Genomic DNA, 13221 nt, shown 5'->3' on the forward strand with positions numbered 1-13221 from the left:
CTCCCGTCCGGCTCAGAGCACCCCTTTGCGCCACTCCCGCATCAGCAGCCGGCCGAGGTACAGGCCCCCGATCGCCATGGTGCAGATGCCCACCGGCAGGTCTTCGAGGAGCGGCACCTGCTGTGCGCAGAGATCGGCCACCACCAGCAGCAGGGCACCCGTCACCGCCGACAGCAGCAGGTGCGGGCCGGAGAGGCGGGTGAGACGTCTGGCGATCTGCGGCGCGGTCAGCGCGACGAAGGCGATGGGGCCGGCCACCGCGACCGCACCGGCCGAGAGGACGATGGCGAGGACGATCGCGACGCTCTTGGTCTTCTTCGGTTCGGAGCCGAGCCCTTCGGCGATGTCGTCGCCCATCTCGCCCACGACCAGCCGCCGGGCGAGCAGCGCGGTGACCGGGGCGGCCAGCGCGAGCACCACCCCTATGGTGGCCGCGTCCGTCCAGGACCGGGCGGTCAGGCTGCCGTTGACGTAGGACGTGAGCGCGGACGCCTTGTCCCGCTCGACGGCGTAGACGACGTACTGGGTGATCGCACTGCCGATCGCGGCGACACCGATGCCCGCGATCACCAGCCGGGCGGGGTTGCGGAAACCGGTGCCGGTGGAGACGTACACGGTGGCCATGGCGACGACGGCTCCGACGAGGGCGCCGACCGGCACGGGGACGTCGCCCGGGAAGAACAGGGCGACGACCGCCGCGCCCGCGCCCGCTCCTGAGGAGAGGCCGATGACGTCGGGGCTGCCGAGCGGGTTGCGGGTGACGGACTGGAAGAGGGCGCCGGACAGGCCCAGCGCGGCACCGGTACCGAGGGCGGTCACCAGGCGTGGGCCGCGCAGGCGTTCCAGGACGAAGCGGTCCTTGCCCTGGGCTCCGCCGGTCAGCGCGTTCGGCAGGTCGGCCAGGCCGACGCCGAGCCGCCCGAGGGTGAGGGTCGCGACGGCGGCGGCGAGCAGCAGGACCAGCAGGGCGACGGCCACGAGGACGGACGCCCGGCGCATGGGTATCGCCACCGTCGTACCGATGCGCAGGTACCCCCGGGCCCGCCCGGGGGCCGGTCGCGCGCGCCGCGTGGTGGTCATGCCGTCCCCTTCATCCTGCGTACGGCGACGAGCAGCGCGGGTGCGCCGAGGAAGGCGGTCACCACACCGACCATCAGTTCGGTGGGCCGCATGACGACCCGTCCCACCACGTCCGCGAGGAGCAGCAGAGTGGGGCCCAGGAGCGCGGAGAACACGATCTGTTTCCGGAAGCCGACCCCGACGAGCGCGCGGACCACGTGGGGCACGGCGAGGCCGACGAAGGCGATGGGGCCGACCGCCGCGGTGGCCGCCGCGCTCAGCAGGACGGCGGCGATCAGGCCGGCGGTGCGGGTGCGTGCGGGTCGCGAGCCGAGCGCGACCGCGGTGGCGTCGCCGAGCGCGAGGGTGTCGAGGCCTGGCCCGAGGAGGAGGGCGATCACCAGGCCGACCGCGGCGAACGGCAGTACGGCCCACAGCACGTCGAAGTCCCGCCCGCCGAGCGCGCCCACCACCCAGTACCGGTAGCTGTCGAAGACCTTCGGTTTGCTGAGCGTCACGGCCTGGATGTACGCCGTCAGGACCGCGGAGAGCACCGCGCCCGCCAGTACCAGGCGCACCGTGCCGGAACCCCCGCCCGCGGTGCCGACGATGTGTACGAGCACTCCGGCGAGCAGCGCTCCGGGCAGCGCCCACCACATGGTGGCGGTGGCTCCGGAGGCGCCGAACCAGGCGGTGGCGGTGACGATGGTGGCGGAGGCGCCCGCGTTGATGCCGAGCAGACCGGGTTCGGCCAGGGGGTTGCGGGAGACGCCCTGCATCAGGGTGCCCGCGACGGCGAGGCCGGCTCCTGCCAGCACGCCGAGGAGCGTGCGGGGGTAGCGGCTCTCGACGATGGCGGTGACGTTGGGGTCGGCGTGGCCGGTGAGGACGTCCGCGACCTCACCGAGGGAGGTGCCGCGGCTGCCGAACATGACGCTCGCCGAGAGGGCGGCTCCGAGGGCTACGAGCACCAGGAGCAGGAGGAACGCCGAACGGGCGGTGCCGGTACGCGAGGTACCGGCACCGCTCGGCGGCGCGACCGTGGTGGTTGCCATGGAAGGGGGGACGCTCCCGCGGGTTACTTGGCCGCGGCGGCGACGGCCTTGTCGATGAGCGGCAGGTAGCGGTCGATCACCCACGGCACGGTCAGCGGGTTGATGATCGAGGAGGCCGTGACGAAGGAGTTGTCGTTCGAGGCGACGACGGCGCCCTTCTCGACGGCGGGCATCGCGGCGTACAGCTTCTGCGCCTCGATCTCCTTACGGGTCTTGTCGTCGGTGTAGAAGGTGAAGAGCAGGTCGCTGCCGTTCAGTTTCTCGGCGTTCTCCAGGCCGATGAGGGCGGAGTCGGTGCCCTCGGTCTCCTTGAAGGTGTCGACGACGGGGTCGACGGTCAGGCCGAGCTTGGAGACCATGGCCACGCGCTGCTCGCTGGGCTTGAAGATGCCGAGGGTGCCGGGGCCCGAGGTGTAGATGTACGAGAACTTCACGTCCTTGTACTGGGGTCGGCTCGCGGCGGCGTCCGCGAGTTCCTTCTCGATAGTCGTCTTCAGGCCGTCGGCGTCCTCGGTCTGCCCGAGTGCCTTGCCGATGATGTCGATCTGCTGGTCCCAGTCCGTGCTCCAGGCCTGGTCCGGGTAGGCGACCGTGGGGGCGATGTCCTTGAGGACGTCGTACTGCTTCTGCGTGATGCCCGACCAGGGGGCGAGGATGACGTCGGGTTCCAGTTCGGTGATGGCCTCGAAGTCGATCTCCTCGCCACCGGTGAACTGGGTGGGGAGCTTGTCGCCGTTCTTCTTCACGGCCTCGTCGATCCACGGCAGGTAGCCGGAGGAGTCGCTGCCCCACTCGTAGCTCTCGATGCCCACCGGGGTGGTGCCGAGCGCGATGGCGGTCTCGGCCGAGCCCTGGCCGAGGGTGACGACGCGTTCGGGCTTCTCGTCGATGGTGGCGGTGCCGAGGGAGCTCTTGATAGAGACGGGGAACGCCGCGTCGCTCGATGCCGCGGACTTGGCCGGTTCCTTGTCGTCCCCGTCCGAGGAGCAAGCGCCCAGGGAGAGCGCGAGTGCGGCGACGGTGGCGGAGGCGGCGAGCGCGTGACGGCGCGCGCGAATGGAGCCGAACATGTTCTGTTCCCCATGATCGTGGACGAGTGATGCAAAACGTTAGGTAAACCTAACCTAATGAATTGCTCATGTTCGATGGGGGTACCCGCGCGGCCGCCGCACTGCGTGATGTAAAGGGAAGCGTCGCTTCCGCGCAGAGGTACACGCGGAAGCGACGCTCACCTCAGCTGCCGAGGGTGCAGCTCTTGCCTCCCAGAGTGAAGGCGCTCGGCGCGGCGTTGCTCCCGGACCAGCTGCCCGTGAAGCCGAAGGACGCCGACGATCCGGCCGCGAGCTTGCCGTTCCAGCCGGCGTCGGTGGCCGTCACCGCGGTGCCGGTCTGCTGGACCGTCGCGTTCCACGCCTGGGAGATCTGCTGGCCGCCGGCGAAACTCCAGGCGAGCTTCCAGCCGTCGATCGCCGTGCCACCGGTGTTGGTGAGGGTGACGTCGCCCTGGAAGCCGCCGGACCACTGGTTGGTGATCTTGTACGTCACCTTGCAGGCGGCTGCCGGGGTGCCGGGGTCGGTACCCGGATCGGTTCCGGGGTCGGTGCCCGGGTCCGTACCGGGGTCGGTGCCGGGGTCCGTACCGGGGTCGGTGGTGCCGGTGTCACCGGACGCGGAGTCGCCGTACAGGATGCCGCGCCCGTTGGTGGAGACGTACACCCGGCCGAAGATCCGCGGGTCGCCGGTGATCGCGCCACCGGTCCAGCCCCACTGGTGGGCGTCGTCGTTGATCCGGGTCCAGCTCGCGCCCGCGTCGGTGGACCGGAAGATGCCGCGCACCCCGCCGATCTTCGCGCTGGTGAACAGGGTCTGGTACGAGGCGCCCTGGGCCGCCTTGCCGAACCCGATGGAGTCCGCCTGCGCCACGTTGGAGAGCTTGGTGAAGGTGGCGCCGGAGTCGGTGGAGTGCCACAGCCCGTACGCACCCGTGGTCGCGCCGCCGGCCAGCCAGACGTCGCCCTCGATGCCGGGGACGGCCTTGAAGCGGACGTTGCCCTCGGCGGGGAGGCCGGTGGAGGACTTCGCCGTGAAGGTGGCGCCGGAGTCGGTGGAGACGTAGAAGACACCGGACTTGTAGCCGTAGAACTTCTTCGGGTTCTTGCGGTCCGACTCCACGGTGGCACCGGCCGGGATGCCGGTGGACGCGGTCCACGAGGAGCCGAATCCGGTGGTGCGGTAGACCCCGGTGCCCGCCGGGCTCCAGACGAACGAGCTGCCGTCCGCCGCCGCCGCGACGGTGCCGCCGCCGGTGACGCCCGAAGGATCGGTGCCCCCGAACCAGTTGGCGCCGTTGTCGGTGGAGAACGCGACGTGCGGGGCCGCGTCCGCGTCACCCACGCGCACCACGGTGTTGGGGGACGCCTCGGCGAAGTCGAGGCTGGTGGAGGAGGTGAAGTTGGGCGAGGTGTACATCATCGCCGGCACGGCGTCGAGATTTGTGTGCCGGAAGCCGCCGACGTCGAGCATCGCGCTGAGCAGCGGGGCGCCGGAGGGCGGGCTCGCCAGGTCGTTGACCGAGGTCTCCTCGATCCCCTTCACCATCGGCGTGATCTTGAACTGGGCGCCGGTGTCCCAGTTCTTGAGGTTCTCGGTGCCGTAGAGGGTCGCTCCGGTGCCGTACATCATGCGGTTGGAGTCGAACGGGTCGATCTCCAGCGACTCCGTCATCCAGCCGAGCTTCGGACTGGTCTCGGGCGGCGAGGGGTTGGCGCCCCAGGTGAGCCACGGCACCGAGGAGACGTCCTGGGTGTAGCGGGTGGAGCGGTTGGGGTAACTCGTGTACTCCCAGGCGGTCGTCCAGGTCGCGCCGCTGTCGGTGGACCGGAAGATCTGGGTGTCCGGCCACCAGGAGCTGTAGGCGGTCGCCATCAGCGTGCCGGGCTTCTGCCGGTCCACGGTGAGCCCGCTGAAGCCGTAGTACGTGTCGGCCTCGGCGACGGGGCTGACGTCCAGCCAGGTGCCGGTGGCGGTGTCGTAGCGGGCGATCTTGCCCTTCCCGCCGTCGTACGGGCCGCCGGTGTCACTCAGCGAGAGGTAGAGGTAGCCGGTGCCCTCGTCCAGTACGCCCTTGTGCGCAAGGTAGCCGGTCGGCTGTCCGGCGATCCGCGACCAGGTGGCGCCGGCGTCGGTGGAGCGGTAGACGGTGTTGTCCTTGTCGGCCACCCCGACGTAGATGTTCTTCGTGGCGGTGCCGGCACTGCCGCCGCGACCGTCGAAGGTCACCCAGGTGACGCCCTGGTTGTCGTTGCCGTAGCCGCTGGTGTCGGACGGGTCCTGGGAGTAGTTCCCGACGTTGGGGAAGGCGGTGACCTTCGACCAGGTCACGCCCGAATCGGTGGACCGCCAGAGGCCGTTGCCGCTCGGGGCGCCGAGGTAGAGCACCGAGTTCTTGCGCGGGTCGACGGCGAGCCGCTCACCCATCCCGCGCCCCGGCATGTTGCCGCCGAGCTTGAAGGGGAGCACCGACGGCGTCCAGGTGGCGCCCCGGTCCGTGGAGCGCAGCACCGCGCCGTTGTTGGGGTCCCAGCTGTTGGTGTAGGTCCCGGCGGCGACGTACACGTTGTTCGGCTGCACGGGGTCGGAGGCGAGGCTCACCACGCCGGTGTAGCCCCAGTGGTCCCAGTCCACCGAGTCGAGCAGCGGCTTCCACTGCTTGCCCGACTGGTCCCAGCGGTAGGCGCCGCCGATGTCGGTGCGCGCGTAGGCGAGGTTCTTCTCGCTCCGGTTGAAGACGATGCCCGGAACGAAACCGCCGCCGTCGACACGGGCGTTCTTCCAGGTGTAGGAGTCCGCTGCCAGGGTGGTGGCCGACGACAGATCGGATGCTTCCGCCGTGGTGGCGCCGCTGCTGGGCTGCGCCACGGACGGGGTGGCAATGCCCGACAAACCTGCTGCCAAGGCGAACGCCGCCAGCAGGGCGGCAAAGGGTCTGGCTCTCAAACGCACGGAAAAGTCCTCTCCGAGCTGGACCGCCACACGGGTGGCAGTGGGCCGATGCGGGGGTGGGAGCGCTCCCAAACGCAGCCCGATGGTAGCGGCGCACGGCATCACGGAGAAGAGGTGAGGCAAGAGGTCATCGGATGAATCCGTCGCGACGGGTGCGGAGTTGGACGCGCACGCGGCATCACTCGCCGAGTCCGCGGTGCGGCTCCGGGGCATTCCGGGCCCGGCCGTACCGGAAGCCGCACCTGCCCGCACCGGTCGGCGACTGGGGTAGCCGGCGTCCACGTGGACCACCGAGCCGGTGACGTACGAAGCCTGGTCGGAGGCGAGCCACAGGCAGGCCTGGGCGACCTCGCGGGTGCGCAGAGTCCTGTGCGGTCCTCGGTGACGTCGTCCGTGGCGGGACGGGGCTCCTTTGCCTGCGGCACGGGTATGGGCGACCGCCCCGCCACCGCCACCGCCTGTCGCCTCCGGCACCGCCACCGCCACCGCCTGTCGGCTTCGCCGCTTCAGGGCGAGGGCGGCACTGACTACCGGCCCATGGGGTGGGGGTGAGAGGGCTCCGGCGGGCCGGCTCGGAGAGCCCGAGAGGAGTCGCACGCGTAGGGGCGCGGCTCGGTCTGTAGCACCCCTGCCAGGTTCTCCGGTCGGCGCTTCTGCGCCTTCGTCGTGGCACGGTCGGCCCCGTGCGCCGAGGCAGAGAGGGCAGAACGCCATGCGTGTGGCCGAGAGTTGGTCCCGCGTGATGGGTCTTCTCCGGCAGCACGCCCCGGCCGGTCACGCGGATCCGCCGGGGCCCACCACGGAGCGGATGCTCGCCGCCGCCGAGGAACGGATGGGGATCTCCCTCTCTCAGGATCTGCGGGTGTGGCTGCTGCGGAACAACCTGGATCTGCCTGAGGAAGACGTCGACGACGAGGTGGCATGTCGCGGCTTCGACGGGTTCCCGGACGAGGGAAGTTTCGGTTCTCGACCGCTCGACGGCCGTCACCGATCCGTCCTCACCCCGGAACGGCACCGGCACGCTCCGCGGCTCGCGCGCCCGGTCGGGTCTCCCGGGCGGGCGGGCGCGCCTTCCGCGTCGGGCGTCCCGCGCGGCCTGGCGAGCAGGACGCCCGCAAGGATCAGCGCCATCCCGGCGAGCCGGCGGCCGGTGAGGCTCTCCGCCGCCAGGACCGTGCCGAGCAGGACGCCGGTGACCGGGTTGAGGAGGCCGACGAGGCCGACCGTGGCGGCGGGCAGCCTGCGCAGGGCCGCGAACCAGGCGAGGAAGGCGAGCGCCGTGGCGACGACGGTGACGTACCCGAACGCCAGCAGCGCGCCCGCGTCCACCGGTGGCGGCGCCCCCTCGTACACGAGCGCCGCCACCAGCAGGAGCACCCCGCCGAAGCAGAGCTGCCAGGCGGTGGTGGCGAGGACACCGGCGGCGGAGTCCCAGCGCTGGGTGAGGACGTATCCGAGGGAGGAGACCAGCATGGCGGCGACGGACGCGATCAGGCCGCCGGTCCCACTGCCGCCCGTACGGCCCCACATCATCAGCACCACCCCGGCGAGCCCGGTCGCGCCCGCCGCCAGATGGGCGGCGCGGGGGCGCTGGGCGAGCAGGGCCCAGGCGGCCACGGTCATGACCAGCGGGGAGAGTGCCATCACCATCGACGCGGTGCTGGTGGCCAGCCGCTGTGCGGCGATGTAGACGAGCACGAAGAAGGCGCTGGTGTTGAGCAGCCCCAGCACGGCGGACCGCCACCACCAGGCGCCCCGGGGGCGGGTCCGGGCGAGGAGCATCAGCAGGCATCCGGCGGGCAGGGCACGCAGCGCGGCTCCCCAGAGCGGGTTCCCGGCGGGGAGGTAGTGACGGGTGACGTAGTAGGTGGTGCCCCAGGCCACCGGTGCTACCGCGGCGGTGGCCGCCCACCGCATATTGGCTTCCATGGAAGACATATTAGCTTCCTCGGAAGCTAATGACTAGGCTGGGGTCATGCAGCAGCCCCACGAGCACCAGGACCCGCCACCCGACCACGTGGCCCGCATCCAGGCCGCCTGGCGTCGCGAGCGCCCCGACCTCGACGTCGGCCCGCAGGCCGTCATCGGCCGGCTGCACCGTCTCGCCGCCCTGCTCACCCGGGAGTTGTGCGTGGTGTACCAGCGGTACGGCCTGAGCGAGGGCGAGTTCGACGTCCTCGCGGCGCTGCGCAGGGCCGGTGCGCCTTACGAGCGGGCCCCCGGGGAGCTGGCCGCGCACACCATGGTGACCACCGGAGCGATGACCAAGCGGATCGACCGGCTGGAGCGGTCGGGTCTGGTGACCCGGCGCCGGGGGGACGGGGACGGCCGGGGCCGGGTCGTCGGCCTCACCGTGCCGGGGCGCGAACTCATCGACCGGGCCTTCACGGACCACATGCGCAACGAACAGCGCCTCCTCGCCGCGCTGTCCCCGGCGCGGGCCGAGGCGCTGGAAGGGGATCTGACCGCATGGCTCGCCGCGCTGGAGGACCCGCGCGGGGACGGCCGGAGCTGAAGGCGCGGCGGACGGACCGGGCGCCTCACGCCTGGTGGGCCAGGCTCCGGACCACATGGGTCATGTGCTGGACGTTGCCGACCCGCAGCCAGGTGGCGGCGTTGCCGGTACCCGGACCGTCCGAGCCGGTACGCACGGCGGAATGGGTCAGCGAACGGGCGCAGTCGCGCAGCCAGCGCTCCCCCGAACTGGCCAGCGCGCCCCGGTAGTCGGGCAGCCGGAGGAGTTCGCGTGCGGCCTCGCGGTTGGTCCGCGCCCGGTCCGGGCCGCCGCGCACCACCTTCACCAGCGCGAAGGCGCGGTCCGTGGTGTAGCGCAGGACTCCCCAGTCCGGCCCTCCCCCTTGGTCCGGCAGGTGGGGACGCGCGAGGACGGCGGCCCGCTGGACTCCGTAGTCCCCGTACCCGAGGGCGGGGAGCCGGCCGGCGAGGTTCCGCCGTATCTCGTGCCAGACCTCCCAGTCCCGGCGCGGCTCCTCTCGTACGCCCCGGTCCAGCATCTCGGCCGTCACCTGCGGAAAGCCTCCGCCGATGGTGACGACGGAGCGCCAGTCGGCCAGCGGAACCAGGGCGTCGAGCGCGCGAAGGGCCTCCTTGTGGGCGCCGGGCCGGTCGGCGAGGACCGCTCCGAGGTCGATCAGCAGCTCGGCCTCCGCGACCCGGCGGACCCGCGCCACCAGCCGGCCGACCGCCTCGGTGAGCTCGTGGTCCCACTCGCCGGGGACCCGCACCCGGATACCGAGCGGCCGCCCGCTCCCGACCGCCGTCGCCAGTGCCGCGTCCTGCTGCACGGCGGGCCGCAGCGGCCCCGTCACCGGCCGGAACGCCCCGAACTCCATGTACTCGGCCAGCACTTCGGCGAGCACGGCGGCCTGCGCCCCGTCGGCGAAGGGGGCGTCGAGCCACGCCGGGCCCCGGGACTGGACCCGGCTCACGTCGGCGATCTCCCGGCGGACGGCGGCGGCCAGCCCGGCGCCGCGCGCTTCCGGGTGGGGCGGCAGGCTCCACAGGGGTGTGACGCCGTCCTGGATCGCCGGGCGCAGATCGCGGTAGGCCTCGGCCGCGTGGCGGCGTACCGGGAGTACGGGAACGTACAGAAGTCTCGGCATGGCGGCTCCCCCCGGGGGCGGTCCTGAGATCCCTTGCGTCGGTTCCGGCGGCACGGCCCGCGCGGGGCCGCTCTCCCTCGGGGGAACGCTCCGCGGCGCCGTCGGCACGGTTCTCCTGGGGGAAGGGTCCTCGGGGCCCGGAGGACGCGAAAGGGTGCCGAACCGGTCGGCTTGGCCGAATCGAACGGCGAGGGTTCGGCCGGCGGTGCCGGAGCGGCCGGGTTCGTGGGATCGTCGTGGGTATGGCCGAGTCCTGGGTGGTCGAGGACGGCGGCGCCGCGCACGCGTCCTCGGAGGCGGTGCTGAAGTCTCTCCGGGCGCGGGTCGGGAGAGGTCTGCTCGAAACGTGGCTGACCAGTTCGGCAGGACGGTCGTTGGCCTTCGTGACGAACACCGAGCGGGCGATGGTGATGCTCCTGGGCGAGGACGGCGATCCCGGTGAGCACGCCGCGGACCCGGGAGCGGAAGGGACGAGCACGGGGTTCGTCCTGTCCACCGGGCAGCACGACGCGTACCCGGACCGAGACACCGTGCCCATCGGCGAGGCGCTCAGGCTGGTGGAGCACATCGTGAGCACGGGATCCTGGCCCGCCGGCGTCCATGGGGTCGTCGATCGCTGAGACAGCGGACCGCCCCTGCGGCTCGTGTCGCCCACGAGCGGCAAATCCGTCCGGATCACCACTTCCGGGCCGGGTCTCCGTCCCGCTGGTTCTGAGGCTCCGGCGAAACCGCCCTCCGGTGGCCATGTGGTGTCTGACCTCGGCAGCGCGCACGTCCCTGGAGAGGTACGGTCATGCCGTGCGGGCAGCCGGTCTCCTCCCGGCCAACTGCACCCGTTGAAGCGCGAGTAGGAGATTCCGATGGCCCCTGACGACATTGAGTTCCGCAAGCAGATCCGTGCCGACATACCCCACTCCGCGCGGGTGTGGAACGCGTGGCTGGGCGGAAAGGACAACTACCCCGTCGACCGGGAGCTGGCGGACGCGGTCACCGCCGCCTACCCGGCCACGGCCGCCATCGCGAAGGCGTCACGGGCCTTCCAGGCCAGGGCGATCCGCCACCTCGGCGGCCTGGGCGTCCGTCAGTTCCTGGACGTCGGCACCGGGCTGCCGGTGGAGAACAGCACCCACCAGGTCGCGCAGGCCATCGATCCGTCCTCCCGGATCGTGTACGTGGACAACGACCCCATCGTGCTGGTGCACGCCGCCGCACTGCTGACCAGCTCGCCCGAGGGTGCGACGGCCTTCGTGGACGAGGACCTCACCCACACGGACGCCGTGGTGGACGAGGCGGCGAAGACCCTGGATCTCTCCCAGCCGGTGGCGGTGCTGCTGCTTTCGACGCTGGGGCACCTGCTCCCCGACGACGGGATCAAGGTGGTCCAGTCGTACATGTCCCGCATGCCGTCCGGCAGTTACCTGGTCATCTGCGACACCATCAAGACGCCGGAGACCCTCGCGGCCCAGGAGGCGTACGACTCGGGCGACAACCCGCCCTACCTGGTGCGGGAGCCCGAGGAGATCACCGGCTGCGCCGAGGGGCTGGAGCTGGTCGACCCGGGGTTCCTCTCCATCACGTACTGGCGCCCGGAGGGCGAGCCCGAGGGCCCCGGCGTCGACCAGTGGGGTCTGGTCGCCCGTAAGCCCTGACGCTCCCGGCACCACCCTGCCGTGGCATCGGCGCGCCGAGGGTCCCTCCGCACGGACGGGGGGACCCTCGGCGCTTTCGTGCGGGGTCAGGGCTGGATGGGCATGGTCCAGCAGTTGGAGCTCGCGGACTTGCCCGCCAGCCGGTCGGTCAGCCACGAGATGGCGTCGCCCTGGTCGGTGAGGAGGGGGACCAGGTGGTTCGTGACGATCTTGTCCCCGAGGTTGGGGAGAATGATCGCGTCGTAGGTGACGTTCGCACCCTTCTTGCACCAGTCGACGGCGAGTTGGCGCGCTTGGGCGTGCGGCACGATGTCGTCGTGGATGCCGGTGGCCACCCGCACCGGGGTGGTGGGCTTGAGGTTGCCGATGCGCTGCGCGTCGAGCGTGGACTTGAGCTGCGGGATCGTGTCGACGAGCTGGCTCAGGGACTTGCCGCTGGTCGTCCAGGAGCTGCTCTTCTTGAAGCCGTATCCGAAGAGCGCGTCGCCGATGCACATCGTCGAGAGGTCGGCGAGAGCCGCCTTGCCGGCCGCGTTGATCTGGGCGTCCGCGACGGGCTGGAGGGACGGGTCGGTCTGGAGGAAGCCGTTCAGCGACCACCCGAGGGCTCCGGCCAGCGCGCTGCCGTCGATCCCCTTGATGGTGGCGGTCAGATCGGCCGGGGGTGCGCCGACGTAGGCTCCGGCCAGCTTGACGTCCGGCGCGTAGGTGGGCTGGAGTTCGGCGGCCGAAGCGCTCGCGCCGCCGCCCTGGCTGTAGCCGTAGAGCCCCACGGGCGAGGCCGCGGTGACGGACGCCCCACTCACCCCGCGCGCCGCGCGGGCGGCGTCGAGGAGCGCGTGACCGCCGTCGACCCGGCTGACGTAGGTGTGCAGCCGGTCGGTGGCGCCGAGGCCCGCGTAGTCGGTGACGACCACGGCGGTGCCGGCGGCCAGCAGCCGGTAGATGGAGAGGTCCTCGTAACCGACCGACACCGTCTCGCCGTTGAGGGTGATCGGGTTCTGGAGGCCCAGCGAGGCCGCGCACTGGTCACCCTGCCCCATGGTGCCGGGCGCCAGGGCTACGAGCGGACGCGGTCCGCTTCCCTTCCAGGCGGCGGCCGGCTCGATGTAGGCACCGGTCACGGCCACCGGAAGGCCGTTGGAGTCGGTGGACTTGTACATGAGCCGGGTCGCCTTGCCCGGGAGCGGGCCGCCCAGGCTGGGCAGGCTCAGCGCCAGGGGGAGCGACTCGGTACGGACGAGGGTGCCGTCCGCCGCGGGCAGGGTCTGGGGCGGGGTGTAGAAGGCAGGGATCTCCACGCCGCGGGAGACCACCGGGGTCGTGGCGGCCGACGCGGGAAGCGTCTGGGCGCCCAGGCAGGCCGCCGCGGCGATCCCGGCGGCCAGCAGCCGTCCGGTGACCACCCCCGCGGTTCCACGCCGGGCGGTACGGGCGGTACGGGCGCCGCTCGGCGTCCGGAGGGACGGACGGAGGAAACGGGTTCTGCTCGGTTGCTCCACGCGGCTCACTCCTTGGTTCGGGGGAAGGGCGAGATGTCGCTCGGCTCCCGGTGTCGGTGCGCTTCCGGCGGTGTCCGCCCGTGCGGTGCGCGCGTGTTGAGGCGCCGCGTCGCGGGGAGTGCGTGCCGGGAGGGCACCCGGAACCCTGATTCCGTACCGGGACGAAGGGACGAAGGGACGAAGGGATGTCGGGAGGGGGGATGAGGGGACGGGGGTACGGGGGTGTGCGGTGAGGTGCGAGCCCGGCACGGGAGCGGGCCGGGTGACTGCCGGCGAAACGACGGTGCTGCCGGTGTGCGCTGCGGACCGCGTGTACCGGACCGGGTGCTCG

General features: G+C 71.9%; 10 protein-coding genes and 1 pseudogene. 3 read left to right on the forward strand and 8 right to left on the reverse strand.

What is annotated here, in order from left to right:
- Positions 1–12: 12 nt before the first annotated feature.
- From OHT52_RS04700 to OHT52_RS04720, 6 genes and pseudogenes are all read right to left on the reverse strand, one after another.
- Complete coding sequence (locus tag OHT52_RS04700; protein WP_328718860.1) at positions 13–1080, reverse strand: FecCD family ABC transporter permease; 1068 nt, start codon at positions 1078–1080, stop codon at positions 13–15.
- Positions 1077–2114 (reverse strand): FecCD family ABC transporter permease, encoded by a 1038-nt coding sequence (locus OHT52_RS04705; RefSeq protein ID WP_328718861.1) that lies wholly within the window; start codon positions 2112–2114, stop codon positions 1077–1079. The genes OHT52_RS04700 and OHT52_RS04705 overlap by 4 nt, the downstream gene beginning before the upstream one ends.
- Before the next feature lie 23 nt (positions 2115–2137).
- Positions 2138–3184 (reverse strand): iron-siderophore ABC transporter substrate-binding protein, encoded by a 1047-nt coding sequence (locus tag OHT52_RS04710; RefSeq protein WP_328718862.1) that lies wholly within the window; start codon positions 3182–3184, stop codon positions 2138–2140.
- 163 nt (positions 3185–3347) lie between these two features.
- The gene (locus OHT52_RS04715) at positions 3348–6116 is read right to left on the reverse strand and encodes a cellulose binding domain-containing protein (protein ID WP_443046764.1); all 2769 of its coding nucleotides are present in this window, start codon (positions 6114–6116) and stop codon (positions 3348–3350) included.
- A gap of 279 nt (positions 6117–6395) precedes the next feature.
- A pseudogene (locus tag OHT52_RS31430) lies at positions 6396–6830 on the reverse strand (SDR family oxidoreductase); the annotation flags it as partial.
- Between the two features lie 270 nt (positions 6831–7100).
- Entirely contained in the window at positions 7101–8045 is a 945-nt protein-coding gene (locus OHT52_RS04720; protein ID WP_328723615.1) for a DMT family transporter, read from the reverse strand.
- Positions 8046–8091: 46 nt separating this feature from the next.
- On the opposite strand from OHT52_RS04720, the gene OHT52_RS04725 reads away from it, so the two are divergent.
- Positions 8092–8631: a MarR family winged helix-turn-helix transcriptional regulator gene (locus tag OHT52_RS04725; protein WP_328718863.1), complete on the forward strand. Its 540-nt coding sequence runs from the start codon at positions 8092–8094 to the stop codon at positions 8629–8631.
- A gap of 25 nt (positions 8632–8656) precedes the next feature.
- Here OHT52_RS04725 and OHT52_RS04730 read toward each other — a convergent pair whose 3' ends face one another.
- The gene (locus tag OHT52_RS04730; protein WP_328718864.1) at positions 8657–9739 is read right to left on the reverse strand and encodes a beta family protein; all 1083 of its coding nucleotides are present in this window, start codon (positions 9737–9739) and stop codon (positions 8657–8659) included.
- 242 nt (positions 9740–9981) lie between these two features.
- Between OHT52_RS04730 and OHT52_RS04735 the strand changes: the two genes are divergently transcribed.
- Both OHT52_RS04735 and OHT52_RS04740 read left to right on the forward strand, forming a co-directional pair.
- Entirely contained in the window at positions 9982–10359 is a 378-nt protein-coding gene (locus OHT52_RS04735; protein ID WP_328718865.1) for a hypothetical protein, read from the forward strand.
- A gap of 240 nt (positions 10360–10599) precedes the next feature.
- On the forward strand, positions 10600–11388 hold the full coding sequence (locus OHT52_RS04740) for an SAM-dependent methyltransferase (RefSeq protein ID WP_328718866.1): 789 nt from the start codon (positions 10600–10602) through the stop codon (positions 11386–11388).
- An 86-nt stretch (positions 11389–11474) separates the two neighbouring features.
- Here OHT52_RS04740 and OHT52_RS04745 read toward each other — a convergent pair whose 3' ends face one another.
- Complete coding sequence (locus OHT52_RS04745) at positions 11475–12794, reverse strand: alpha/beta fold hydrolase (protein ID WP_328723616.1); 1320 nt, start codon at positions 12792–12794, stop codon at positions 11475–11477.
- Between the last annotated feature and the right edge of the window lie 427 nt (positions 12795–13221).

This window comes from Streptomyces sp. NBC_00247 (assembly GCF_036188265.1).
In the GTDB taxonomy this organism is placed as follows: Bacteria; Actinomycetota; Actinomycetes; order Streptomycetales; family Streptomycetaceae; genus Streptomyces.